General features: G+C 67.1%; 21 protein-coding genes and 5 pseudogenes. 11 read left to right on the plus strand and 15 right to left on the minus strand.

Going from position 1 to position 24809, the window contains the following annotated elements; all coding sequences use genetic code 11:
- Window positions 1-73 precede the first annotated feature (73 nt).
- Window positions 74-544 (plus strand): hypothetical protein, encoded by a 471-nt coding sequence (locus OG332_RS36450; protein ID WP_327417451.1) that lies wholly within the window; start codon window positions 74-76, stop codon window positions 542-544.
- Window positions 545-601: 57 nt separating this feature from the next.
- On the opposite strand, the pseudogene OG332_RS36455 reads toward OG332_RS36450, so the two are convergent.
- Window positions 602-1160: pseudogene (locus tag OG332_RS36455) on the minus strand (transposase); the annotation flags it as partial.
- 140 nt (window positions 1161-1300) lie between these two features.
- Here OG332_RS36455 and OG332_RS36460 point away from each other — a divergent pair.
- A protein-coding gene (locus OG332_RS36460) for an IS3 family transposase (RefSeq protein WP_442816264.1) occupies window positions 1301-2538 on the plus strand; the annotation gives its coding sequence in 2 pieces (ribosomal slippage) (window positions 1301-1631 and window positions 1631-2538; 1239 coding nt in all).
- Here the strand turns inward: OG332_RS36460 and OG332_RS47945 are convergent.
- The 5 genes from OG332_RS47945 to OG332_RS47955 all read right to left on the minus strand — a co-directional run bounded on the left by OG332_RS47945 (window position 2442) and on the right by OG332_RS47955 (window position 5366).
- Window positions 2442-3068, minus strand: a complete 627-nt coding sequence (locus OG332_RS47945) for a DUF3050 domain-containing protein (protein ID WP_442816397.1) — start codon at window positions 3066-3068, stop codon at window positions 2442-2444. The two genes, OG332_RS36460 and OG332_RS47945, sit on opposite strands and share 97 nt — an antisense overlap.
- Before the next feature lie 19 nt (window positions 3069-3087).
- Window positions 3088-3159, minus strand: coding sequence for a hypothetical protein (locus OG332_RS47950; protein ID WP_442816398.1), 72 nt, complete (start codon window positions 3157-3159; stop codon window positions 3088-3090).
- 129 nt (window positions 3160-3288) lie between these two features.
- Window positions 3289-4305 (minus strand): aminotransferase class I/II-fold pyridoxal phosphate-dependent enzyme, encoded by a 1017-nt coding sequence (locus OG332_RS36470; protein ID WP_327417455.1) that lies wholly within the window; start codon window positions 4303-4305, stop codon window positions 3289-3291.
- A gap of 291 nt (window positions 4306-4596) precedes the next feature.
- Window positions 4597-4800: a hypothetical protein gene (locus OG332_RS36475; RefSeq protein ID WP_327417456.1), complete on the minus strand. Its 204-nt coding sequence runs from the start codon at window positions 4798-4800 to the stop codon at window positions 4597-4599.
- A gap of 353 nt (window positions 4801-5153) precedes the next feature.
- Entirely contained in the window at window positions 5154-5366 is a 213-nt protein-coding gene (locus tag OG332_RS47955; RefSeq protein WP_442816265.1) for a Rieske 2Fe-2S domain-containing protein, read from the minus strand.
- Window positions 5367-5935: 569 nt separating this feature from the next.
- Between OG332_RS47955 and OG332_RS36480 the strand changes: the two genes are divergently transcribed.
- Window positions 5936-6730 (plus strand): IS5 family transposase, encoded by a 795-nt coding sequence (locus OG332_RS36480; protein WP_327417457.1) that lies wholly within the window; start codon window positions 5936-5938, stop codon window positions 6728-6730.
- Here OG332_RS36480 and OG332_RS36485 read toward each other — a convergent pair.
- From OG332_RS36485 to OG332_RS36505, 5 genes and pseudogenes are all read right to left on the minus strand, one after another.
- Entirely contained in the window at window positions 6678-7202 is a 525-nt protein-coding gene (locus OG332_RS36485) for a hypothetical protein (RefSeq protein ID WP_327417458.1), read from the minus strand. The genes OG332_RS36480 and OG332_RS36485 overlap by 53 nt on opposite strands.
- Window positions 7203-7581: 379 nt before the next feature.
- Window positions 7582-8790, minus strand: coding sequence for an IS4 family transposase (locus tag OG332_RS36490; RefSeq protein ID WP_327417459.1), 1209 nt, complete (start codon window positions 8788-8790; stop codon window positions 7582-7584).
- 72 nt (window positions 8791-8862) lie between these two features.
- Window positions 8863-10308, minus strand: a complete 1446-nt coding sequence (locus OG332_RS36495; RefSeq protein WP_327417460.1) for an NF041680 family putative transposase — start codon at window positions 10306-10308, stop codon at window positions 8863-8865.
- A 289-nt stretch (window positions 10309-10597) separates the two neighbouring features.
- Window positions 10598-10771, minus strand: a pseudogene (locus OG332_RS36500) (IS701 family transposase); the annotation flags it as partial.
- A gap of 93 nt (window positions 10772-10864) precedes the next feature.
- Window positions 10865-12492, minus strand: a pseudogene (locus OG332_RS36505) (IS4 family transposase).
- Here OG332_RS36505 and OG332_RS36510 point away from each other — a divergent pair.
- Window positions 12418-12921 (plus strand): transposase, encoded by a 504-nt coding sequence (locus OG332_RS36510; protein WP_327411595.1) that lies wholly within the window; start codon window positions 12418-12420, stop codon window positions 12919-12921. The pseudogene OG332_RS36505 and the gene OG332_RS36510 sit on opposite strands and share 75 nt — an antisense overlap.
- Entirely contained in the window at window positions 12918-13838 is a 921-nt protein-coding gene (locus tag OG332_RS36515) for an IS3 family transposase (protein WP_327411594.1), read from the plus strand. Before OG332_RS36510 ends, OG332_RS36515 begins: the two co-directional genes overlap by 4 nt.
- Before the next feature lie 31 nt (window positions 13839-13869).
- Here OG332_RS36515 and OG332_RS36520 read toward each other — a convergent pair.
- Window positions 13870-14153, minus strand: a pseudogene (locus OG332_RS36520) (IS701 family transposase); the annotation flags it as partial.
- Window positions 14154-14239: 86 nt separating this feature from the next.
- Window positions 14240-15508 carry an IS21 family transposase gene (gene istA, locus OG332_RS36525; RefSeq protein ID WP_327417461.1) on the minus strand — a complete coding sequence of 423 codons (1269 nt, stop codon included), beginning with the start codon at window positions 15506-15508 and terminating at the stop codon, window positions 14240-14242.
- Between the two features lie 925 nt (window positions 15509-16433).
- Here istA and OG332_RS36530 point away from each other — a divergent pair.
- From OG332_RS36530 to OG332_RS36550, 5 genes are all read left to right on the plus strand, one after another.
- Complete coding sequence (locus OG332_RS36530; protein ID WP_327417462.1) at window positions 16434-17279, plus strand: ScbR family autoregulator-binding transcription factor; 846 nt, start codon at window positions 16434-16436, stop codon at window positions 17277-17279.
- A 285-nt stretch (window positions 17280-17564) separates the two neighbouring features.
- Window positions 17565-18587, plus strand: coding sequence for an IS3 family transposase (locus OG332_RS36535; protein WP_327417463.1), 1023 nt, complete (start codon window positions 17565-17567; stop codon window positions 18585-18587).
- 11 nt (window positions 18588-18598) lie between these two features.
- The gene (locus tag OG332_RS36540; protein ID WP_327417464.1) at window positions 18599-19546 is read left to right on the plus strand and encodes a glycosyltransferase family 2 protein; all 948 of its coding nucleotides are present in this window, start codon (window positions 18599-18601) and stop codon (window positions 19544-19546) included.
- Window positions 19547-19581: 35 nt separating this feature from the next.
- On the plus strand, window positions 19582-20781 hold the full coding sequence (locus OG332_RS36545; protein WP_327417465.1) for an MFS transporter: 1200 nt from the start codon (window positions 19582-19584) through the stop codon (window positions 20779-20781).
- Window positions 20782-20948: 167 nt separating this feature from the next.
- Window positions 20949-21956, plus strand: a complete 1008-nt coding sequence (locus OG332_RS36550) for a LacI family DNA-binding transcriptional regulator (RefSeq protein ID WP_327417466.1) — start codon at window positions 20949-20951, stop codon at window positions 21954-21956.
- Window positions 21957-22163: 207 nt separating this feature from the next.
- On the opposite strand, the gene OG332_RS36555 is transcribed toward OG332_RS36550, so the two are convergent.
- Window positions 22164-23555 (minus strand): IS1380 family transposase, encoded by a 1392-nt coding sequence (locus OG332_RS36555; RefSeq protein WP_327417467.1) that lies wholly within the window; start codon window positions 23553-23555, stop codon window positions 22164-22166.
- A gap of 124 nt (window positions 23556-23679) precedes the next feature.
- Window positions 23680-24091 (minus strand): annotated as a pseudogene (locus OG332_RS36560) (Tn3 family transposase); the annotation flags it as partial.
- 255 nt (window positions 24092-24346) lie between these two features.
- On the opposite strand from OG332_RS36560, the gene OG332_RS36565 reads away from it, so the two are divergent.
- Window positions 24347-24484, plus strand: coding sequence for a hypothetical protein (locus OG332_RS36565; RefSeq protein WP_327417468.1), 138 nt, complete (start codon window positions 24347-24349; stop codon window positions 24482-24484).
- Window positions 24485-24809: the final 325 nt, after the last annotated feature.

Raw genomic sequence — 24809 nt, forward strand, 5'->3', positions numbered from 1 at the left:
GATGCGTGCACCGGTCAGTTCGCAGACCGCTGGATGCAACGCAATCCGATGACGAACAAGCGGAGGTTCCCGAATGATTATCCATTCCGGTGAGCAGATGATCTGGAGCGAGGACGAGTTGTCTCCGCTGTGCTCCAGATACCTGACGGGCGAGTATCGAGCCGAGGCGCTGCGGCTGAAGAACGTGCGGTGCAGGGGAGATCACTTCACGGCCGAGTGCGCTGTGGCCGGAGGGGCGACCGACGCCTTCGGGCGGTTTCACCTCTCCTTCGTTTCCGCGACAGTTCTCTCCTCTCAACTCGCGATAGTCTCCGCCCACATCGATCAGGGCATGCGGGTCAAGACCGGTGAGGTACTCCTGCGGGACATGTCATTCACTTTCCACCAGCAGGTTTTCAGCCCTGAGTTCATCTGCGACCTGGACATCACTCTGCGCCGAAAGGTCGGCAACGGCATGTACTACAAGATGTCGTTCTCCGTAGGCGATGGATCCTTCACGGGAACCGGTTCCGTCCTCCACTTGCCGGTGCCCGAGCAGGCGTGAGAGTTCCCTTTCTCCCGATTTTCATTCTGGAATGAGTTGGTTACTGACTTCGGCTTGTCACGGTGAGGCTGGGGTGTCGAGGGCGAGGCCGGTGCCGGCATGAAGCCGTCGAGGGTGTGGGCCGGTATTGTAGGCGTTTGTGGCGGTTGGGGACCAGGGTTTCGAGTCGGTCGAGGGCCATGACAGCGAGGTTGGCGAGGCTGCATTTGACGTGTGCCCACACACCTTCGACAGGGTTCAGGTCGGGTGAGTAGGCGGGCAGCAGGAAGACTGTCAGCCAGTCGCGTTCGGCGACGAGCACCTGCATCCTGCGGGAGACGTGGGTGTTCAGGCGGTCCCAGACCAGCACGATCGGCGCTCTGACCAGGTGATGGGTTCCGTCGATGAGTGCGATGAAGTCCCGCTCGCTCATGCTGCGACGTGTTCCCTTGCCTGCAGGGTGGGTCCGAAAGCGGTGACACAGCCGGGTTCGGGAACCCGGCCGCACCGCGATCAGCCCGGCCACCGACAGCCGTCCCGAACGCCGGCCGCTGACCGTCACGACCGGGGTGCGGCCCCGCCGGCCCCAGGTCCGTCCCCGGGGCGGCCATCGGGTGAAACCGGCTTCGTCCTCGAAGCAAGTGCGATCCGTGCACGCAGGACGAGATCGATGGTGTCGCGGCACTCCGTCCACAGCCGGTCGTCGGGCCTCCCCTCTGAGTGGTGGACACGCTGATACTGGATCTGCTTGATCCGGAGGAAGCGAGAAGACCGCCGATGGCGATGAAGGACTATTCGGACGAGTTCAAGGCCGATGCTGTGGCCCTGTACGAGTCCACCCCAGGGGCGACCTACAAGAGCATCGCCACTGACCTGGGCGTCAACCGGGCAACCCTGCGTGAGTGGGTGCTGAGGGACCGCGAACGCCGTGGCGTCACCGCCGCGGCTCGGAAGCCGTTCGCCCAGCCTCGGGGGGCGGTACCGTCCGCTGATCCGGACGAGCGGGTCCGGCAGCTGGAGGCTCGGGTTGCCGAGCTCGAGGCAAGTGAGCGCAAGCTCGCCACGGAGCGGGACATACTCCGCAAGGCGGCCAAGTATTTCGCCGGAGAGACGAACTGGTGAGGAGCCGCTTCCAGTTCGTTGACGACCACCGGAACACCTACGAGGTGAAGCGGCTTTGCCAAGTCCTGAACGTGAACCGGTCCAGCTACTACAAGTGGCTCGCCGGCGCCGAGGCCCGGGCCGCCCGGCAGCGGGAGGACCGGATCCTGGCCGAGGAGATCCGTGGGGTCCACGCCGAGTCCGGCGGCGCCTACGGCTCCCCGCGGGTGACCGCCGAGCTCCGCGAGAAAGGGCGGCGGGTCAACGAGAAGAGGGTCGCCCGGATCATGCGGACGTTCTCCATCACCGGCATCCACCTGCGCAGACGCGTCCACACCACCGTCCCGGACCCGGCAGCCTCACCGGTTCCAGACCTGTTCCAGCGAGACTTCACCGCCACCGAGCCTGGGCTGAAGTACATGGGCGACATCACCTATCTCCCGCTCGCAAGCGGAGAGTTCCTCTATCTCGCGACCGTGCTGGACTGTTTCAGCCGCAAGGTCGCCGGCTGGTCCATCGCTAACCACATGCGCACCAGCCTGGTCGCCGACGCACTGCGGATGGCCGCCTCGACCCGCGGCCGCCTGAACGGCGCCGTGTTCCACTCCGACCACGGGGCGCAATACGGATCGAGGGCCTTCGCCAGCCTCTGCGACCAACTCGGGGTCACCCGGTCGATGGGCGCGGTCGGCACCAGCGCCGACAACGCGGCCTGCGAAAGCTTCCACGCGTCCCTGAAACGCGAAACCCTCCAGGGCGCCCACGACTACGGCGACGCCGACACCTGCCGCCGGACCGTCTTCGCCTGGCTGACCCGCTACAACACCCGCCGCCGACACTCCGCCAACGGCCACCTCAGCCCCAACGCATACGAACGCCGACACCACACAGCTAAACTCACGCTCGCCGCGTGATCAATAACCGCGTGCCCACCTTCACGGGGGAAGGCCCCGTCGTCGCCGCAGAGAGTGACGAGCATCAGCATGGCCATTGGGGTGTGCTGCTCCCCGTCGACCTCTATGCGCCGAGACAGGTAGTCGACGAAGGTGCCGAGCCCGCCCCCGTGGTCGTCGATGGACACCACATGCTCGAACATTTCGGGGGTGAGATCCTCGCGGCCGAAGGCGAACGCGGCGGCGCGACAGTGGATCGGCTGGGTGCGGATAACCTCCCAGGTGGTTTTCATGAAGCGGCTGGATGCCTCGGGGACGCCCTCCAGGACGACAGCCAGGTCCGGGGCTCTGACGCACTCGACGTGGCGGAGGAATTCTTCGATACCGGAAGAGTCGGCGCCGGCATTGGTCATGCCCCTCACGTACAGCTCGAAGTGGCTGATGAAGCTGTCCCCGTACTCGTCGCTCTCCTCGATCAGGCTGATCTCGTTGATCAGCCGGCGGGTTGTCGGGTCGCCGACCGGGATCCACGCAGTACGGACACCGGGCAGCGACTGCTGGAGGACTTCATCAAAGACATGAAGTCCACACGGCGTAGACGTGGTGCTCCATGAAGGTGCGTACGGCGGGAAGGGTGGTCAACTGCCCATACTTGGGTGGCGCAGGACTCGGTCCCGGGTGGGTGCGATGTCCGTGCGGAGCTGCTCCAGGGCGGGATGGGCGGTTTCCCAGGCATAGCGAGACATGGAGAATCTCCTTGCTGGTGCGTGGTCACGCACTGGTGGGCAGCCGCTGCAGGGCGGCGACGAGCCGGTCGATGGAGTTGGGGTTGCGCAGGTTCAGGCGGCCCCCGCGGTCGAGGTTGAACCATGAGGCGGGCACCAGGTCCACGCCGCGTTCGCCAAGAGCGATCCAGGGGTCGGTGACGGTCTCGTCGCCGTAGAGGTAGGCGGCGAAGCACTGGCTGCGCGGCGCCAGCCGGTAGGGGGTCTGAGCAACTGCGGCGGTCACCTTGGCCAGGTTGTCTTCGACCTCGCGCTGGGTGGTGTGCTGGTAGGCGGTATCGGTGAGGGATTCGCGGGCAGCGATGATGGCCAGGCTGGTCAGTTCGATCGGGTCGATCGTTCGGTCGAAGTCGTCGACGTAGGCCGCCGGTGTGACCAGGTAGCCGATGCGTAGGCCGGACAAGCCGAAGAATTTGGAGAAGCTCTCCAGGAACAGCACGTTGCGGTGGTCGTTGGCCAGTGAGGCCGAGGACAGGTGCGGGTAGATGGTGTCGGCTTCGTCGACCACGAACATGGTCTGAGGGCAGGCGTTCGCCAGCTGATCGACCTCGTCTCGCCTCCAGAAACGCCCGGTGACGGCGCTGGGGTTGGAGATGATCACGAAGTCGATCCCCTGATATTGGACGAACCGGACTACGTCGTCGACCTCGAACTGGAAGGGGAATCGTGTGTGTTCCAGCCAGGAGGTGCGCACGCCGACCCGGTCGGCGAAGTACCGGAATCCCGGCCAGTCCGGGCGGAGCAGGCCGATGTGCTGGGCCGAGACGCCGAAGACCTCAAACGCATAGCGAACGGCGCCCATCGCTCCGGAGGTCAGGAACACCAGGTCCGGATCGACGCCGTGCAGGGCGGCGAGGTCACCGCGCAGCCTGGCGTCCTGCGGGTTCCAGTGGTCGGTGAGCATCTCGGCGGTCGGGGTCTGGACGGCGGCAAGCGCGCGCGGTGAGGGCCGGTCGTTCTCGCAGCCGGCGAGGTTGCACCGTTTGGTGGGCTGCGTTTCCACCGAACGGAACTGCGTAGGAACAATGATCTTGTCTACCGAGAACGGGGACGGCAGCAGGGTTGGCCGCGCCCCGGACGGCCGGGGCACTGCGACGGGTTCGGGCGATGAGGGAGCCATGGAACCTCTCCAGTGGTCTGGGCCGGTACACGGATCACGGACGGCCGGGCATCGAGGAGGCCAGAGCACCCCGAATGATGCAGATGTGCCACTTGGGTGGATGCGCGGACGGTCAGTTGATGAATTCGGGGGCGGGGTGGGCCCTGTCGCGGCGCAGGTGCTAGTAGAACCTGGCTACGGACCGGTCGCTCTTCGTCTGAGGCCCGGGCCGGAGGCGGCGGCCTGCAGCGCGTCAGCCAGGACATCGCGGGTCTTGCGTGCGGTGCCGATGACGATGGTGCGGGGCTTGCCGGGAGCAGGCATCGCCAGAGCGTCGATGATGGCGTACCAGCGGTCGCTGATATCCGAGCTGAGGGTGAAGAAGATCGTGCCCCACACCCCGTAGTTGTAGAAACTGGGGGCGTCTCGCCGATCACCGTCCGGGTGGGTGAACGCCGAGTACTCGGCGTTGGCAAAGATGTCGCCGGAGAGAGGAGTGTCTGAAACTCGTAGCTAGTGTCTGAAAATCGTAGCTGATGTCGTGCAGGGTTTCCAGGTGTTGCAGGTCGGCAGTGTTGCGGCAGAGACCTACGTGTCGATGTTCACGATTTCGCCGAGCTCACCCACGTGGAACACCAGCTCGTCATCCGGGAACTCCAGGTCCGGCAGCTCCTACAGCGACTCAACCCTGTTGGAGGCACAGATCAGACCGAACCGCTCGGCGGTGGGTAACCGGCACAACTGCGCTGCCGTCAGCCGCGGACCGTACAACCGGTCCCGGTCTGCGTGCACACGCCCGCCCGGTCGAACGGCCAGCGGCGTAGCGGACACACCATCGGGTCATCCACGCCCGTCCCGGCCCCAAGGTCCGTGTTTAGATGCGGGCAGTAGGCACTCAGCGCCTGGGCCACACCGTCGGTGCCCCGTAAAGACGACCACACGGCTGTCCAGAAAGCTTCCCCCAATACCTTGCCGGGAAGCTCATCAGTCGACCGGCAGGCAGCGCACTGCTCGACCGGACGAGGCGAGGCCAGGGCAGTACGCCCCGTCCTCGCCTCGTCCGATCAGGTCCCGCTCATGTACCCAATCACCTACGCCGTGCACATCCACGGCGGCACGCGCCACGCCACCAAGCGTTTGAATCCTCCCCTCCCTGGAGGATTCCGTTGGGGAATGTGTGTTTCGAGCCTCCCGGCCTGGTCATGCGGCAAGGTCGAGGCGGGCGAGGTGAGAGAGACGGCTTGTGCCGGGCGGGGTGTTGTTGAGAAGCCGTATCTCAACCGATCATGGAACGTGCAGGTCGAACAGTGTTCCTGGTCGGGTGATCTTCCGGCTGTACGTGCATGAAGGCAGGGCCTCTCGGTAGCTCGGGGATGCGAACCTGACCGAGCGATGCCGGGAGGCCCTGTTGTCGTTGTTGTACTCGCCCGCGCCTACCGAGTTCAACTCGTCCGCCGTGTCGTGTGATTGCCTCGCGCACGTGTACGGCAACGTGGCTGATCATCCGGACCGGGAACGCTGGTATCCGTCGGACATGACGGACGCGGAGTGGGCGGCCATCCGCCCCCTGCTGCCGGTGCCGGCGTGGCTTCAGGGCCGGGGCGGGCAGCCCGAGGGCTACTGCCACCGCCAGATGTTGGACGCGATCCGCTACCTGGTCGCAGGCGGGATCTCCTGGCGGGCGATGCCCGCGGACTTCCCCGCCTGGGGCCGGGTCTACGCCTTCTTCCGCCGGTGGCGCGAGCACGGACTGATTGCCGAGTTCCACGACCGGCTGCGCGGCCGGGTGAGGGAGCGCGAGGGCCGCCAGGCGGAGCCTTCGGCAGGCATCATCGACGCGCAGTCGGTGCGGGCTGCGGGCTCGGTGCCGTCCGGGTCACGCGGCTACGACGGCGGGAAGAAGGTGCCGGGCCGCAAGCGGCACATCGTGACCGACACGCTCGGACTGCTCCTGGCCGTCGCGGTCACGGCCGCGAACATCGGCGACCGGGACGCTGCCGTGGGCCTGCTTTCGCGGCTGCGTCGCCTGCACCGCGACATCACCCTTGTCTGGGCCGACGGCGGTTACACCGGCCTCATCGTCGACTGGTGCCGCCAGAAACTCGCCCTGACCTTGGAGATCGTCAAACGCACCGACGACATGGAGGGATTCGTGGTGCTGCCGAGGCGGTGGGTGGTAGAGCGCACGTTCGCGTGGCTGATGAACTCCCGCCGTCTGGCCCGGGACTACGAGACACTGCCCGCGACCAGCGAGGCGATGATCCAGTGGTCGATGGTCACACGGATGAGCCGGCGTCTGGCACGGCCACAGGCCGCCGGCCGGCGCTGAACGCCCCCGACGTCTCCCGGAGCAGCCACCCGCGTTCCGCCAACCGCCTGGCCTTCGACCGCACCCCCTCGACCTTCGCCGATGTCGTGGCAAGGCCCAACTCCACCGTGATCTCCTTGGCCCGGAGCGGCCCTCGTCCCGTTCCTCGTCGCTCTTCCAACACGCCCAGAATCCGCTGATAGTCCGGTGCCAGAACCGTCACCGGCAGCCCGTCCCGCCAGGGCGGCACCACCGAGCCCGCCACCGGCGCGAACGAGGCTGCCGCTTCCTCCTCCGCCGTCACGGCTACGGTCTCGGCCGCGCAGTCCGCCAGGGCCTCGACCAGCTCCTCCCGCGCAATCACCCTCCGGTCCAGCTCGATCTCGGCTGCCTCCGACATCTCGGCAACCCGTGCGGCTTCCTCCCGCAGGCCCTCCACCCGCACGCGGGCAGCCGCCTCTCGTCCCTCCAGCACTCCCAGCACCGACGCCACCGCGCACCCCTCGACCACGAAGCGGAAACAAGACGTCGGATGCCTCCCTCACCCCGAGCGAAACCATGCCTGACCAGCAGGAATCAAACGATCAAGTTCGGTTGAGATACGGCTTCTAATCTCAATACCAGTGATTTAAGGGTCCGGGGTGCCTGGGGTCTTCGGTGGGTTGGTCGGGGCCGTTTTGTGGTGTGGGGCGATGGCCACGGCTCGGGCTGGGTCGAGTGTCGGCTGTGGCCAGAGCCGGTGTGCGGTGCGCTTGACGCCGAAGTTGGACATCTTGCGTTTGACGACGCGGGCGTTCGACCGCTGTCGTCGCGGTGGCAGGAGGTGACGGGCTATCTCTCGTATCCCGTCGGTGAGGGCTGTGGCCAGGCGGTCAGGGGGAAAAGGCCGCCTGCGCGGTGACCTGGCGTAGGGCGAGGCGGAGGGTGCGGGTGAAGGAAAGCCGGTCGGTATCGGTGTCGGTGTCCCGGGCGGCGGTGTGCATGAGCTGGCGGATCGCGTGATGGACGAGGAGGTGGGCCCAGACCTCCTGTTCGACGCCGTCGGGCGATCGGGAGCGCAGGACCTGGGCGGGGCCGCGTTGGTGGGTCTTCAGCTCGTCCAGTGTGGTCTCGATCTCCCATCGCTCGTTGTAGAGGGCCGCCAACTCCGCCGCGGGTGCGGCTTCGTGGTCGAGGATGGTGGTGATCAGCCGGTACGGGGCGTCGTGCTGCGGGCGTCCGGGGTCGTCCAGGGTGTACTCGATGACCCGCACCACGGTGGGATCGGTGCGTTTGCGGTGGTCCTTGGCCGCCACGATGTCGGAGAGGTAGGACCCGTCGGGGAGCTCGCGCCGCACGGGCAGGACGGCGTTGGACTTGATGCGCCAGAGCAGGTCCGCACCGCCGGCCGATGCCGCTCGCCACTGCTCCAGCCCGGCGAAGCCCCGGTCGGCCATCAGCAGGTCATCCGGTCCAAGGGCGTCGAACAGCTCCCGCGCGATCACGGACTCCGCGGTGGTGAACGGCCCCAGAGCCGCGCGGGTGATGGCGTGCGTGCCGCACTCCGCCAGCGCCACCACCCGCACCTGCGGGAACGCGGTCCGCTCGCCCCGGTGGGTGGCGGGACGACCGAACCGGGCGTCGTTCTCCTCACTGTCCGGCACGTCGAACGTGGTCCCGTCGACCGCCATCAGACGCCAACACCCGTACCACGCACCGGGAGTGGACTCGGTCGCCACAGGCCCGGCGGACTGCTCGAAGAGAGCCTTGAGCGGCTCGGGCCCGAGCCTGGCCCGGGCCCGGGAAACCGCACCGGGCGTAGGCACCTGCCACGAACCCGACCAGTGCTTGGCCCAGGCCAGACCCTGAGTGAGCAGCCGTGCGACCTCTTCGTAGCCCTGACCGGAGAACAAGCACATCGCCAGCACGAAGTAGACGACCACCCGTGGAGGCAGCAGCCGGTTGCGCTGCCCGGCCTTCCCGGATTCCTCCACGACCCGGTCCACCAGCTCCGGCGGGAACGTCCGCGTCAGCAGTCCGATCGCGATCCGATCCGACAACCGCTCGTCCGTCTCCGGCTTGACCTGTCCAGGGCGTGGCATCCAGACACCTCCTGGCCAACACCCTACCAGCCGAGATCCTTAAGTCACTGGTATTGCTTCTAATCTTGAAATTTAATCTCTGCGGGCTTGGTGTTCCTTGATCGATTCGGCGCGTTTGACGGTTTTGCCGACGTTGTGGTGCTCGGCTCGTTGCTTGTTCTTCGTGCCCGGGGGTCGTCCGGGGCCGGGTCGGGACGGTTTCGGTGCGGCTGCCGGGCGGGCCGCGGTCGCACGGACGTTGCGAAACCCCCGCCTGACCCGGGCAGGGGTGAGGCGGCGGGGTTCGGTTCGTCGTTCCCAGGGCCGCCTTAGGTCTTCGGCGAGGGGCCGGGCGAGGCAGAGCTGGGTGTGGGCGGCGATGATCAGCCAGGTCCACAGGTCGGCGGTGTCGGCGCGGCGGATCTTCGGCGCGGTCCAGCCGAGCGTCTGTTTCATCAGCCGGAAGGTGTGCTCCAGGTCGAAACGGCGGAGGAAGGACTGCCACCACCAGTCCACGTCGGCCGACGCAGCTGAGGTTGCGGAGCACCACAGCCAGACCGGTTTCGGGTCGCGGTCGCCCGGCAGGTACTCCACTTTCAGTCGCATCAATGTGCCGTGCAGGACGGGCAGTTCCTCTTCTGCGTGTTCCAGCCAGGGGCCGCGGTGAGTGAGCCGGGGGTGCATCCGGTCCCAGGCCATCGTCTCCGCCTTGCCGTAGCGGGTGGTGTCCGTGGCGGTGGCGACGTCAGGCTGGTGCCAGGTGTCGGGCTTGGCGAAGGAGAGGACGCCGCCGTGCCGGCGGGGCCGCCCGCCCCTCGGTCCGGAGACGGCGGGGCCCGGGTCGCGGAGCATGACGCGGTCCGAGCGCAGTCGTCCGAGCAGCACGACAGGCAGGTCCTTCAGGGCGTGGGCGAGGTAGGCGACGTCGTAGCCGGCGTCCATTACGATCAGGATCTCGGGGTCGCCCGGCTTCCAGTGCCCCGCGTCGGCCAGGCGCTCCACGACCTCACGGAGCTGGGCGGCGGTGACGAGTGTCGCGTCGTCCGCGGGTCCGAGCCGCAGGGCGTCCAGGAGCCGGCACCAGGAGGTGCGGCCTGTTTCCAGTGCGGCGACGAAGGAGTACGGCCAGCCCGGGATGAACTGGTCCGTCTTGCGGTCGCCACGTCCGTAGACGTGGCAGAACAGCCGGTTGTCGCTGGTAGGAGCGTCGGGGCGGAGCCAGTTGCTCACGTCCACGGCCAGCACGATCCGCCCGTCGGCCGCCTTTGGCAGCGGCAACCCGGCCAGAGAGCGACGCAGACGCGTCGGTTCGATCCAGCCACGGTCTAGCCCCGAGTACAAGGCGCCGTGACCGCGCCGGTGCTCGGCTGCCAGAGACAGCTCGACCAGGGTGTTCACCGGCCCGTCCGCACACAGCACCGCGTCGGTGAGCTCGAAGAGCGCGTCGGTCCGGGCATACAGGCAGTCGTAGAACTCCACACGAAAGCGGGACAACACATCCAACGCCTCGCATCCGGACACGTCGGCAGGGAGACTCATACACAGCGGCCGTTCTCTGATGCTTCGTTACTCGACATCTCGAAGCGTGGAGAACGGCTGCCTCCGCTGTCCCGGGAAACACCGCAGATCAGCAGGTCGGGTGACGAGCGAGGATAAACGCCAAGCTAATATTGCAACGGTCTTTGCTGTGATGGTTTGTTGGCTTCTGGTGGTGTGTGGGCGCGTCGTTTGTAGTGGCTGGTGCGGGCTTGGTGTTGTCGTCTGCGGCGCCAGTGTGACCAGTGCAGGACGTGGTCGATGCTCGGGCGGGGCCGGGTGAGGCGGCTGATCAGGCGCCGGAGTTCGGGGAGGGTGAGGGGTATGAGCTGGGAGGATCCGTTTCTGCTTTCCCGGTGTCGAGTTCGCGGGCCCGCAGGACGGTGAGGCAGGCGTGTGCGGCCATGGCCAGGGTCATGTGGCGGTGCCAGCCGTCGAAGCGGCGGACCTGGTATGAGCTTCCCCCGAGATGCGGGGATGGGTGACAGAGGGTCAGATGGGTCTCATGAGAGGAGCCCAGACGATGCCTGCGCCGAGGAAGTATCCCAAGACCACGGAGTTATGGCTTGTCCGGCGCTGTCAACAGGGGCGGGGACAGGGGCTTGTGGAGGTTGGGGTGGTCCACTCGGGGTCGAGGGTGTAGAGGCCCCGGCCGGTGCGGCGGAGGATTCCTTCGCGGACCCAGCGTCCCAGTTCTGCGCGTAGTCCTTGGGGATCCTCCAGTCCGATACCGCGGGCGATTTCACATGCGCGCCAGGTGCGGTGGGGATCGGTTCGCAGGAGTTGCAGTGTGCGGTCGCGGCGTCCGTCGGGGCCTGGGCCAGCGGAGGGGTTCACAGTGACACTGATGCTGGTGATCCTGGATGCGCCCAGGACTTGTGCCTGGTGGGGCGGGGCGGCGTAGCGGGAGATCGGGCATTTGACGCGGCGTGGGTTGACGCGGGCCCGGCGGGGTGGGAGCAGATCGTGCAGCAGGGCCGGTGTGATTCGTCCCGGTCCGGTGTCGGGCAGTACGTCGGCTGCGGCGATGAGCTGGTCTTTTGCGGTCTCCAGGGCGACGGTGAAGGAGGCGCGGTCCGGGTCGGTGCCGGGGAGGGTCTCGACGGCCTCGGCCATCGCGCGGCGCAGTGCCTGGTAGACGGTCAGGTGAGCCCAGAGTTCTTGTTGGATCCCGGTCGCGTCCTGGGATCGCAGCACCAGGCCGTGCTGCAGGGTGTGCCGAAGCGAGTAGAACGCGGACTCGATCTCCCATCGCTCGTGGTAGAGCTCCACCAGCTCTGCGGCGGGGTAGCGACGGTGATCGGTCAGCGCGGTGGCCAGTCGGTAGTGGCCTTCCAGCCTCAGCCCTTTGGCGGTCGTCACCGCGATGTGCGCATCGATGATCCTCAGCCGGGTCCCGTTGATCCTGGTCAGGAATGACCCGTCCGGCAGTAGTGCCCAGCGTGCGGGTGTCCGGGTTCCCTTGAGGCGTACCAGCAGCTGGGCGCCGGTGGCCGCGGCCTTCGCGAGGAAGTCGTCGGAGTCGAAGCCCCGGTCGTTGAGCAGCAGCATCCTGTTGTCCAGCAGTGGTAGCAGCTGCTCGGCGTAGCCGGTCTCCTTCTCGGGCGTCGGTCCGAAGACCGCACCGAGCAGGGCCCGGGTTCCGGTCTCGCACAGCACCATGATCTTCAGCATCGGATATCCGTCCGTGCCGTAACGATGCTTGTGTTTGCCCAGCCAGGCGCAGACTCGCGGCCGGTCAGGGGCCTTGGTGGAGCTGCAGCCGTCGAAGGCGACTGTGCGCCAGCACCTGTATCGCACCCCTGGTGTGATCGGCTGTGCCACGGGACCGGCCAGTGTCTCGAAGAGCAGCCGCAGCGGCGCGGCGCCCAGCCGCCGGCGCACCTCTCGCAGCGCCTTCTCCGACGGACGCGGTGGAAGGAGCCCGCGCAGGCCGCAGGTGAGTTTGTCCCACACCCGCATGTAGCCCAGCTGCGGGAAGAGAACCAGTGCCAGCACGAAGTAGACACCCACCCTCGACGGCAGCAGCCTCAGCCTCCGCTGGGTTCCGCCAGTACGTTCCAGCACGTCATCGACCAGTTCAAAGGGCAGGTGCCGGGTCAGCTCGCCCAGATGCCCCGGAGCGAAGACCCCGTCGGCGACGGTGATGGACGACGTGAGCGTGACGGTGGAACACTGAACGGGCAACGGGGCTCCTTCAGGCGGGAAGACCTTGGTCGGCTTCCTCGCTCTACCAGGAGTCCCGTTGCCCTGACCGGCACTTCTCCCAAATACCTCGCCCCTGTTGACAGCGGCCGACAAGCCATAACTCCGTGGTCTTGGAAGTATCCGCTGGAGTTGCGTGAGCGTGCGGTACGGATGTACCGGACCGCCGAGCCGAAGCCCGTGATCCGCCGCATGGCCGAGGAACTCGGCGTGCACCACGAGGCTCTGCGCAACTGGATCCGGCAGGCAGAGGCCGACGCCGGCGAACGCGACGACGTGCTCACCACTGGCGAGCGGGAGGAGCTTGCCGCCCTGCGGAAGGAGAATGCACAGCTCAAGCGTGCGAATGAGGTCCTGCGGACGGCCTCGGCTTTTTTCGCGGCCCAGCTCGACCCGACCCGGCCCAGGTGACGGCGCTCGTTGACGAGCACCCGTATCTGGGGGTCGAGCCCGTACTCCGGGAACTGAACATCCCCTCCTCCACCTACTACCGGTGGCGCCAGGCCGAGACCGAACCGTGCGAACGGCGCCGCCGGGATGCCGAGCTGACCAGCAGGATCCGGCAGGTCCACGAGGAGTCCGGCGGGATCTACGGCTCACCCCGCGTGCACGCCGTCCTCAAGCGTGAGGGCGTCCACGTCGGCAGGAAGCGCGTCGAGCGGCTCATGCGCCAGGCCGGCCTGGCCGGGATCAGTCCCCGCCGGGGCAAGGGTTTCACTCGCCGTGACCCGGACGCCGATCTGGCCCCTGACCTGGTGCAACGCGACTTCACCGCGGCCGGGCCGAACCGGCTGTGGGTTACCGACCTGACCATGATCCCCACCGGGGAGGGGCCGTTGTGGCTGTCCGCGATCCGCGACGCGTTCTCCCGCCGGGTGGTGGCCTGGGAGACCTCCGCCCGCGCCGACGCCGATCTGGTCCTGACCTCGCTGGAATACGCCCTGGCCAGCCGCGAGGTCGCCCCCGGAGAGCTTATTCACCACGCCGACCACGGCTGTCAATACACGTCCGTGAAGCTCACAACACGCCTGGTCAGGGCCGGGATCCAGGCTTCCATGGGCTCGGTCGGCGACTCGTACGACAACGCCCTCGCGGAGAACCTGTGGATGGTCATCAAGACCGAGTGCATCCGCGGCCGCGTCTTCGCCACCAGGGCCGAGGCGAACCTCGCGCTCTTCGAGTACATCGACGGCTTCTACAACCCCCGCCGCATCCAGAAACGGCTCGGCTACCTCAGCCCCATCGAGTACGAGGAGAAGCACTACGCCAACCAGGCAGCGACCGAACAAGTGAACCTGAAACCACGTCAACCCACCCTGACCAGCTAGTCAGCCCCTCCCGCAGTGCGGGGGAACCTCAGTAGTCGTCCAGGCCGCACTCCTGCTTCGCGGTCTGGAAGCATTCCTCGACCGCCCACCGGCTGCCGGCCACGCGGATTAGCTCGTCCAGTGTGGTCTCGGCCGGGCAGTAGGCGATGTAGTAGGAGATCTCCTCCGGCCGGCGGACACTTCTGCGGGCGATCACCCAGTGCCGGCGGTCCTCGCGATGCCAGGGCCTCACCTCGACCCTCCCCAGTCACAGACCCGCGGGCCGTGGGCGCCGTTGCCACAGGAACGACGCTTCCACTTCTGCCTCGGCAGCCCGTCGGCGGCGGTCTGCCGGCCGGTTCGGGTCGCCTGGCCGTCCGTCCTCGCCCTGTCGGCCGTGGTCTTCGTGGCGGTGCGGGTCATCAGGTGTCCTCCTTTCCGGCGCCGCCCTCGATGAGGGTGAACATGCGGTCGAAGGTGCCCAGTTCGCGTTGCTCGACCTCGATGCCGAGGCTGTCCGGGGCCAGGACCGCGGCCCGGGCGGCGGCCGCGCGGGCCGCCCGCTGGTGGATCACTTCGCCGCGCAGAACTTGGGCCGCGGCGGCGTGGTCGGGGTCGGTGATCGACTGGTGTTTGGCCCAGCAGCGGGCGTGTCGGGCCACGATGTCGCTGCCGGCGATGACGGTGACCTCCTCGTTGTCGGCGCGGACCATGACCCTCTTGCCGATGGCGCCGGGGTGGACGGAGTAGTCGTTGGTGTCGACGCGGATGTAGTGGTCTCGGCCGATACGGGTGTGGAAACGCCACCAGTGCGGCGGGGTGACCGGCGGGATGGCGAGCATCGCCGCGCGGTCGGCCTCCCAGCGGTCCACCGGCCGGGCGGCGATGACGCGGTGCTGGCGCCGGTTGGCGATCTGCAGCCAGGCGGTCAACTGGGTGTTGAAGCCGTCCGGGCCGGTGAAGGTCCGCCCGGGCAGAAAGCTGGTCTCCAGGTAGCCGTTCGCCCGCTCGACCAGGCCCTTCGCCTCCGGGTCGCGGGGCCGGCAGAGGTGAACCTTCACGGCGAGAAGTCCGGCGAACGCGGCGAACTCGCTGGTCAGCCTGCCCTTGCCGATCCCGGCTTCGTTGTCCCAGACCAGCATCTTCGGGACGGCTCCCCAGCCGTCGGCCAGCAGGCGCCAGTGTCCATCGATCAGGTCGCCGGTCTGCCGGGAGGGCAGCATCCGGGCCGTGATCACCCGCGAATACCCCGAGACGATGACCAGGACCGGAGGCCGGCCGGACTGACCGTAGCCGAGCGGGATGTCCACCGGTGGGAACCACAGGTCGCACTGGGCGAGCTCGCCGGGCTGGTAGACCGTCCGCGAGACCGGGTCGACCGGCAGGTAGGACGGCCGGAGCTCGCGCACGCGCTCCTTGAGGATCGTCAGCCCGCGCTCCCAGCCGATCCGCTCGGCGATGACGGTGGCGGGCATCGTCGGGGTCTGTTTCAGCAGCTCGCGGATGGCGGGCTCGAACGCGTCCACCGCCGAGCCCTTCAGCGGACGCTGGTAGACGGGCGGCCGGTCGGTGGCCAGGGCGCGTTTCACCGTGTTCTTCGAGATGCCCAGATGCCGGGCGATCGCCCGGATCGGCATGTGCTCGGCCCGGTGCAGTCGCCGGATCTCAGCCCAGTCCTCCACGGAAATCACCCTCTCCTCCTGACCCTCAATGAAGATCAGGATGATCAGACGATCGCGAGGTGGGTCACCGTTGATCCGCCGTTCAGCGGTCAGTTTTCACCCGTCGCCGAGACCTGACCAGCAACCCAACATGATCATCTGGACTTTGAATCAGCCCTGGAGGGCGTGGAGGTCAGGGTTCTCGCGGAGGCGCGGACAAAACCTCCGCCAATCCTTCAACGCCAGCTCGACAACGGAGATCCTACACGGGCGAAAATCCTGGCCAAACGAATGAGGCCTGCCTCGACGCCGTCGTCAACGGACTGACCCGGCCCTCAGCAACGGCCCGACCGGGCATCAATAACAAGATCAAAATGCTCAAACGGGAGGTGCTTCGGTCGAGGAACCTTCCCTTCCTCCGCCAGAGGACCCAGCTCTGCTGGACTACCGCGACGGTGTCACCACCGACATCGTGCCAGAGCCGAACGATTTGCAGTCCCGGGTCCTGCGGGAATGGCAGGTGGGCGGTAGCGAACAGGTTCAAGATGCCCCACTGTCCATGTAGCCGATCGGGCTCTGCCCCGCTCGTGGTCCATACATGGCCCGCGAGTCGAAAGCAAACAGAAATCGGTCGCCCGTGGCGACTGAATCGGAAACGTCGATGGCCGCGTTCGACCGTTATGATTATTTATCTCCACGGGGAAAGGGTGACAGCATGCCTGAATCACCGCTTTACGGGGCCGAGCCGTATTGTCAGGCGAAACGTCGCATGACGATTCGGACGCCGATGATTCCGTCCATTCGGCTGAGGAAGCATGCGCCCACGCGTCTCCGAAGAGGAAATCGACGATGGCTTCGACCCGGCCGACCGCGTCCGTTGCAACGCTGCCGGAACGCACCTTGCTAATACAGCGTTCCGCAAACACGGCACTCACCTATAGTAACGGAGCATTTGATGGCCAAGCAGGAACGCGCACTACGGACCCGGGAGACCTTGGTCCAGTGTGCGGCCGAGACATTCGACCGCGAGGGCTTCACGAACGCGTCGCTCACCAAGATCAGCACACAGGCCGGGGTGAGCAACGGTGCCATTCACTTCCACTTCGCCTCCAAGGCGGCCTTGGCAGACGCTGTTGAAGACGCCGCGCTGCTGAGGCTGCGGGCTGTCACCGAGAAGGCGTCCCCGGACGGTTCGAGCTACCTGCAGCACCTGGTCGGCGTGACCCACGGGCTCGCCCGGGAGTTGCGGGGCGACATCGTGCTGCGGGCCGGCTTCAAGCTGAGCGGTGACGCGGCCCGTCCGCGCCGCACTGACCTGCGCGCGTACTTGCACCGCTGGGTCGAGGAGGAGGTGGGCCATGCCTGGGCCGAGGGGGAGCTGCGTCCGGGCGTGGCGCCGGAGGGCGCTGTGACCGCCGTGGTGGGTACGATCGCGGGGTTCGAGGCGCTGGGCACCCGGGATCCCACCTGGCTCTCGCCCCGTACGGTCGCGCAGTTCTGGGAACTGCTACTGCCTTCCCTCGCCTCGTGGGAGGTCCTTGGCAGGATCGAGGCCGAAGATGGGGCATCAAGCAGATCGAAAATTCTCGTCCTTGCGCCGCCCACTCTGACAGTCTCGGCTGAGACGCCCTGTTTGTCGGGTCAGTCTGGAGGGGTGAGACAGGAGACCCCTCAGCATGGCCAGCACCACCCCGATACCCGCCTCCAGCGCCGATCCGGCGCCGAAGCCGAAGCGGCGGACGTTCCCCGCGGAATGCAAACTGCGGATCGTCGCCGAGTACGACGCCGCGCCTTCCGGTGAGAAGGGCGCGATCCTGCGGCGCGAGCGGCTGTACCACTCGCACGTCGTCGAGTGGCGCCAGGCCCGCGAGGCCGGCGCGCTGGACGCCCTGACCGACCGGCGGACATCGGCGGTGCGACCGAAGAAGGCCGCCGAGCAGGCCGAGGTGGAAAGGCTGCGCAAGAAGGTCGCGCGACTGGAGAAGGACCTGGCCCGCCGGGACGCCGCCCTGGAGGTCATGGGAAAAGCCAACGCGCTCTTGGAACTGCTCTCCGAGAGCGCGGACTGAAGGACGCCGCCGCGCCCGTGATCGACGAGGCGTTCGCGGGCGTCCAGGGGCAGTTGGGGATCACGGTGGCCTGCCGGCTGACCGGACGCTCGCGCGCCACCCACTACCGCCGCCTCAATCCGAAGCCCAAACCCGAGCCCGCCCCGAGAGCCGCACCCGCCTCGGCTCTCTCGTCGGCCGAACGGGCCGAGATCCTGGCACTGCTGAACCAGCCGGAGTACGCCGACCTGCCACCCGCGCAGGTCTGGGCGCGTGAGCTGGACGCGGGGAACTACTGGTGTTCGGAGCGGACGATGTACCGGATCCTGTCCGCCGCCGGGCAGAACGGGGAACGCCGCCGTCAGGCCACGCACCCGGCCAGGACCGTCCCCGAGCTGGTGGCAACCGGTCCGTCGCAGGTCTTCACCTGGGACATCACCAAGCTGCCCGGCCCGGACAAGGGCATCTGGTACCGCGCCTACGTGATCATCGACATCTTCAGCCGCTACGTCGTCGGCCACACCGTCGAGCTGGCCGAATCGGTGGAACGGGCCGAGGAGTTGATCCGCGAGACCATCGAGCACAACGGCATCGTCCCCGAGACCGTGCACGCGGATCGCGGCACCTCGATGACCAGCAAGAGGGTCTCCCGGCTGCTGATCGACCTCGGCGTCACCAGGAGTCACTCACGCCCCAAGGTGAGCAACGACAATCCGTACTCGGAAAGCCAGTTCAGGACCACGAAGTACGCCGCCGACTACCCGGAACGGTTCGATTCGCTGGCCCATGCCCGGGAGTGGATGGACTCGTTCATCGCGTACTACAACCACGAGCACAAGCACTCCGGGATCGGCCTGCACACCCCCGTTTCCGTCCACTTCGGCACCACCGAGGAGGTCCGCGACCAGCGGGCCGTCGCCCTCGCCGAAAATTCGGTGAACTGGAGCCTATGCCGTGGGCGCTTGCCTGAAAATATCGCAGGAGCAGTAGCAGTGCGTCACAGAATGATCCATCGACGATACCTCACGTCAATCCAAACGAAGAATAAGGAAAACAAATGACATTCCCATCCTTGGCGGCATTTGTTATGCCGCATTACGCCGATTGCCCCGGTGCGGCCGAGTACCTGAGCCAGGCGGTGCGGAGCCTGTTCAACCAGACGGACCAGGACTGGCACCTCGTCATCATCGATGACGCCTCACCGGATCCGCAGGATCGCGAGCGGCTCCGGGCACTGAGCCAGGCCAACCCCGGGCGCATCACGGTCCTGCAACAGCAGGTGAACCGGGGGCAGGGGTTCTGCCGGAACGTCGGGATCCGTTGGGCACGGGAGCAGGGTTCGGAGATCGTGCTCTTCCAGGACGCGGACGACGTCGCGCACCCCAGTCGGCTCGAGGTGACGCGTCGAACGTTTGCCGAGCGTCCCGAAGTCGACTTCGTTTACTCGACGTTCACCGTCATAGACGAGAACGGCGCCACGGTGCCGGAGAGCCGACTGACGCCTTCGCTCCGGGAGATCCTCCAGTCACACGTGCACGCCCCGGTCGAGGGTCCTAACGCGTGGATCCGGATGGGCATCGAGACGGGCTACACGACGCTCACCTCCACGGTCGCGGTACGTTCGGAAATCGCTGCCGCCTACCCTTTCCCCCATGTGCGGGCCTCTGAGGACGCGCACGCCTGGTTTCGGATGGCCGCGGGCGGCAGGTCCCTCGCCTATCTGCCGTCAGTCCCGTGCCTCTACCGGGTACCGCAGGCAGTCACGGGTTCGTCCGATCGCGCCCGCATAGGATCCGACTACTACCAGCTCAAAGCCGAGGTCGACACGGACGGCTTCTTCGAGGCGATCTCCATCGCGCTTGAGCGGGAGACCATCCGGTTCTCCGAGGTGCAGGACCTGAAGAACGCCTTCCTCCGGCGTCTGGCGCTCACCATGGAGCGGGAGGGCCAGCAGGCCGTGGCCCGGCAGCTCTCGACGCGGTCGACCGAGTCCGTCTCTGGCGGTCGACCGCCCTCATGACACCAGAGTGGGCCCCACCGACGCAGCGTCTTCGGATGACTCGCTGGGCGGTTTCCGGCTACTTCTTCATCAACGGCATCGCTTTCTCCTCCTGGGTCGCCCGGATTCCCGACATCAAGCAGGGGCTCCACCTCGGTGACGGCATGCTGGGTCTGGCTCTTTTGGTCGCCGCAACCGGCACAGTAGTGGGGCTGTCCACCGTCGGGCGGTTCGTCGACCGTTTCGGCGGCCAGGTGATCAGTAGGGCAGCCGCTCTCGCGGTGGCGGTCGGACTGATCGGTCCCGGCTTGGCGTCAAATGTGTTCCTGCTCATGGCGGCACTGCTGTTCTTCGGTCTCGCGGGCGGTGCGTACAACGTCGCGATGAACGCCCAGGCCCTCGCCCTCGACAGGGTGTACGGCCGAGATATCATCACATCGTTCCACGCTGCATACAGCGTCGGCGGCCTGGTGGGATCAGGCCTGGGAATTCTGGCTGTCCGGTTTCACATCGGACCAGACGCAGCTTTCCCGGTGATAGCGGGGGTGCTCGCAGTCGGTTCCTGGATGTGCGGCCGCTGTCCGGATGTCCCCACCGATCCGCGCTCGTCGAGGCCGCAGAAGGATGGCGGAGCAAAGGCTCGCGTGCTCAACCCGCGCATCGCGCTCCTCGGTGCGTGCTGCTTTGTCTGCCTGCTGGTAGAGGGCGCGATCGCGGACTGGAGCTCGGTGTACCTTCGGAACGACGTCGGAGTGGCAGCAGCGATCGCGCCGACAGGCTTCACGGTCTTCTCCGTCGCCATGGCGGTCGGACGCATCCTCGGGGACCGTCTGGCAGCTGCGGTCGGCTCCATGCGACTGGTCGCCTGGTCCGCAGTCGTCTCAGGTACGGGCCTCGGCGTCGGCCTACTGAGCAACCAGCAGTCCGGCGCCCTGCTTGGGCTGGGCGTCTTTGGTGCGGGCCTGTCCTGCATCACACCGCAGATGTACAAGACAGTGGGGGAGCAGTTCCCGGCGTCCACCGGAAGCGCGGTGGCGAGCGTCGCAACCCTTGGGTATGCGGGCCTCCTCACCGGTCCGCCGACGATCGGACTGATCGCCCATGCCGTCGGACTTCCGTCGGCCCTGGGGCTGCTGGCGCTGTTGATGATCCCGGTCGCACTTGCCTCCCGGATCGTCGCCCGATGGCACGGCGTTCAGCACGCCGTGTCCGGAGGTACCGGGCGGTTCGGTGACGTCTCCGCTCCGGGCAGGTAGTCACAGCGGTGGATGGGGTCGAGGAAGACGTGCTTCATGCCGACGGGCCCAACTCGCAGGCTGCACAGGGGTAATCTGCAAGCCTTGCGCATGGCCGCCGGGCAAGTCGGATCCTCTGGCGGATTCGGAACGAAGTCGGCGTGGCCGGCTGAAGAAGGGACGAACGCATGCGGGGCCAACGGCCGACTCTGGAGGCCGTCGCCGCTCACGCGGGTGTTGGGCGGGGCACTGTCTCACGGGTGATCAACGGTTCCTCGAGGGTCAGCGCGAAAGCGCGCGAGGCGGTGCTCCAGGCGATCGACGAGCTCCACTACGTGCCGAACAACCTGGCACGGGCACTGGTGCGACGGCGAACCGACACGGTTGCTCTGGTGATGGCGGTCTCGGAGGACCGCGTCTGGGACGAACCGTATTTCTCAGTCCTCGTCCGGGGTGTCAAGGCAGGCCTCGCCACGACTGGACTTCAACTACTGCTGGTTATACCGCAGTCGGAGCAGGAGCATAAGCAGTTGACGCATTATCTGACCGCGCAGCACGTCGACGGCGTCTTGCTGACCTCCCTGCACGGGGACGATCCCTTGCCGCGCGACCTGGAGGCCAGCGGTGTGCCCACGGTCGTTGTCGGAGCCCCGACCGGGTTCGAACCGGCCTACCGGGTGGACGTGGACAACCGCGCCGCCGCTCGGCGTGCCGTGATCCACCTGGTGAGCCGGGGCAGGCGCCGGATCGCTACCATTACCGGGCCGCAGGACACGCGAGCCGGAGTCCAATGCCTCGACGGATTCCACGATGCGCTGGAGGACGCCCACATGGCGTCCGACCTTGTTGCGTACGGCGACTTCACCGCCGCTTCCGGTGCCCGGGCCATGAGGGAACTGCTCCTCCTTGCCCCGGACATCGACGCGGTCTGCGCCGCCTCGGACAGCATGGCTGTCGGTGCCATGCGCGAGCTGAAAGAGCAGGGACGCCGTGTTCCCGATGACGTGGCCGTCGTTGGTTTCGACGACTCGTCGATTGCCCGGCTCAGCGATCCACCGCTCACATCGGTTCACCAGCCGCTCGAGCAGATGGGGCGGGAGATGGCACGACTGCTGATCGCCCGGATCATTGGCGAGCCGGTGGCGCAGCCGATCGTCGTCCTCAAGCCTCACTTGGTGGTACGCGAGTCGTCCTGACGTCGCACCAGCACCGAGCTGGCGGGTTGCTGCCTTAGCCTCGATCCACCGGCGTGGTTCGGAAGTGATCTTCTGGCGGGTTTCTGTGCCGGTTCCGGGTCGGTGCTTGTAGGTGGGCAGGTTGTAGCTGCTGGTCTGCCCAGCGTTTCCACGTGTTCGGTTCCGGTTGGGCCCTGGCGGGCGGGGGGTGGGCAGGGGCGGTTCGTGTCAGCCGGCTGGTCCGTGGACGGTGTCGAAGAGGTGTGTCCAGGCGTGCTGCCAGGGCCAGTTGTGCGGCAGGTGCAGGGTGACGCGCCGGGCGGAGCGGGCGGTCCGGGCCGGAACGTGGATCAAGTGGGTGCGGAGGGTGGCGGTGGTGGCCCTGGCGTGGAAGGCGGAGGTCAGCGCACCGGTGGCCCGCAGCAGGTTGTAGGTCATGGCCCACAGGGTCAGCCAGGCCGCGTTGGCGTTGAACTGTCCGGACGGCAGGTGGGCCAGAGCTGCGGCTTTGCTGTCGGCGATGACCTGCTCGACGACGGCGTGGTGACGGTGTTCCCGCTCGGCCTGGAGCGTTCCGGCGGGGTTGTCAGTGAAGAACGGGTGGTAGCGCCAGACGGGGAACAGCTCGCCCTGGTCACCCACGACGGTGGGTTTGGCCAGGTCACGGACGCGGCGCACGATCAGCCGGGCGGTGACCTGTTCCGCCTTCTTGCGGCCGGCGAAGGCGGTGTATGCGGGTATCTCGGCGACTTCGGCGCCGGAGATGAGCTCTCCGGTGTCGGGGTCGGGCACCGCGGTGGGATAGGTGATCTGCTGCCATGCCTGGTCGGGGATGATGTGGATGGCCCGTTTGATGGAGGGGTTCATGCCGGTGGTGACCGAGAAGCGGGCCCCGGCCCGGCGGCAGGCGGCGATGACACCGGCGTTGTAGAACTGTGAATCCGCCCGCAGGATACGGGTCCCGGTGCAGCCGGCCTCCCGGGCGGCGGCCAGGGCTTCACTGACGAACTTGGGGGCGCCGCGGGCATCGGCCGCTTTGCCGCGGCGCATCCGCACCCCGGCGATCACCGGGCGGGAGTGCGGGGTGCAGATCGTGGCGAGCAGGGGGTGCAGGGTGCGTACGCCTTTGAACCGGCCGTACTCGGCGCCCTGCTTGGCCCGGCCGTAGACCCGTTTGTGGGTGGAGTCGACATCGATGAACGCCTTCTCGCCCGCGCCGGGCAGCAGCGGGGTATGCGCGGCCAGAGCGGCCAGGAACCTGCGGTGCACCGCGTGGAGCTGGAGTGCGTGACCGTGGGTGAACGCGCGCAGAAACGTGCCCAGCGTGGACGGCGCACGGACGCCTGCGAACAACACGGGCATCGCGCCGTGGCGCAGGACGTGAAGGTCATCGATGCTGTCCGCACCCGCGGCCATCCCGGCCACGATGCTGGTGACCTTGGCATCCGCCGCCGCACCCGCACCGTTCTTCGCCCCGGTCAGCTTCACCTTCTCCGCGGCCAGACGGGCAAGCCCGCACCGCTCGGCCAGGCGCATCACCGGGACCAGCCCGGCATGCGCGATCAGATTCCGGTCGTCGAACGCAGCGGAGACCGCCGCCGGAGTATGGGAAGCTTTCATCTACGAGGTGCCTTGCTGATTGTGCGTGCTGGAAGCGTCAGAACTCCCATCATCGCAGGTCAGCAGGCACCTCTCTTCGGTTCTCTGTCCACAGGACACAGGCCAGTCGGTGGATCGAGGCTAAGAGGGCCTGGTAGGCGAGGTGTTGGATCCGCCGCAGGTGAAGCGCCGCAGCACCTGCTCCGCCTCGGCGGTGCCGAGCCGGAGCGTGGTGGCGTACTTGACCATCTCGTCGTACTGCTGCTCGATCAGCTCCCAGCGGATCGGCCGCGTCAGGGAGGCATCGAGCGCGGGCCGGCCCGGCGGGGTGTCGTTCGGCCGGTACAGGCGGATGCTGCCGATGTTCTTCAGCCTCGGCAGCAGGCGAAAGTTGGACTCGATCTGCGTCCGTGTAGTGCCGCAGAAGGCCCTCGATCATCGCCGCGACCTCGGAGGAGGAACAGCTCTTGAGCGGAGTAGATGCAGACGTTCTTGCGCTCGACGTGCCAGTAGATCGTCATGCCGTTGCCGCCGTAGCGGGCGTGATACTCGCACAGCTCGTACGGGATGCGCTCGACCTTGCCCTTGTCGTCGATGACCGCCTGGCGCCAGCCCCTGCGCACCACGCCATCCAGCGGCGCGGCGTCCGTGGCGTCCTAGAAGCGGGTCTTGCCGTCGGCGTCGGCATACTTCTTCAGCAGCTTCATGCCGTCCATCACCGGCCGGTAGGCGGTGTTGTTGCACTTGAAGCCCAGCCTATTCAGCGGCGGGGCAGTATCTGCCGGTAGTACGAGCGGTAGGAGGAGCGCAGCGTGGTGCGGATCTTGGCCACAGGCGGCCTGCTGGCCATGGGTCTCGGCGGCTTCCTCCTCTGGGCCCGCTTCGGCACGGAGGATCCGGTGGAACACCACAGCTCCATGCCCCACACCTGGAACCGGCCCGAAGGCTGAGCAGGTGCTTTTGAACCTGCAGTACAGAACCGAGGTGGACGACCCCGTGTACGGGGGCACGACGGCGGACTATGGAGCAGCGGTACTCAGGGGCAGGATGTCCAACGCGCGTTGCTCGGCAACCACGGCAGGCTCATAATGGTCGGGGCTGACGGCGAGGAGGTCTGGTCGTCCGGGCTCTCTCAATAGCCGGGGTTCTCGCATCCCAGCGCGCTACCGCAGGCCTCGTCGTCACCGGTGGGATGCACCCCAGTCCGTGGGGGCGCAGGTCGAGGCACACCATGGTCGTCGGAACACCGCGCCGCCGGCGGGAACTGTCTTGCCA

The sequence above is a fragment of the Streptomyces sp. NBC_01233 genome (genome assembly GCF_035989305.1).
Taxonomy (GTDB): domain Bacteria; phylum Actinomycetota; class Actinomycetes; order Streptomycetales; family Streptomycetaceae; genus Streptomyces.

Excerpts from the sequence above, each read along its gene's own strand:
- OG332_RS36450 (WP_327417451.1), top strand. The coding sequence starts at position 74 with ATGATTATCCATTCCGGTGAGCAGATGATCTGGAGCGAGGACGAGTTG.
- OG332_RS36480 (WP_327417457.1), top strand. The coding sequence starts at position 5,936 with ATGACGGACGCGGAGTGGGCGGCCATCCGCCCCCTGCTGCCGGTGCCG.
- OG332_RS36490 (WP_327417459.1), bottom strand. The coding sequence starts at position 8,790 with ATGCCACGCCCTGGACAGGTCAAGCCGGAGACGGACGAGCGGTTGTCG.
- OG332_RS36495 (WP_327417460.1), bottom strand. The coding sequence starts at position 10,308 with ATGAGTCTCCCTGCCGACGTGTCCGGATGCGAGGCGTTGGATGTGTTG.
- OG332_RS36510 (WP_327411595.1), top strand. The coding sequence starts at position 12,418 with ATGCCCCGGAGCGAAGACCCCGTCGGCGACGGTGATGGACGACGTGAG.
- OG332_RS36530 (WP_327417462.1), top strand. The coding sequence starts at position 16,434 with ATGGCCAAGCAGGAACGCGCACTACGGACCCGGGAGACCTTGGTCCAG.
- OG332_RS36545 (WP_327417465.1), top strand. The coding sequence starts at position 19,582 with ATGACTCGCTGGGCGGTTTCCGGCTACTTCTTCATCAACGGCATCGCT.
- OG332_RS36550 (WP_327417466.1), top strand. The coding sequence starts at position 20,949 with ATGCGGGGCCAACGGCCGACTCTGGAGGCCGTCGCCGCTCACGCGGGT.
- OG332_RS36555 (WP_327417467.1), bottom strand. The coding sequence starts at position 23,555 with ATGAAAGCTTCCCATACTCCGGCGGCGGTCTCCGCTGCGTTCGACGAC.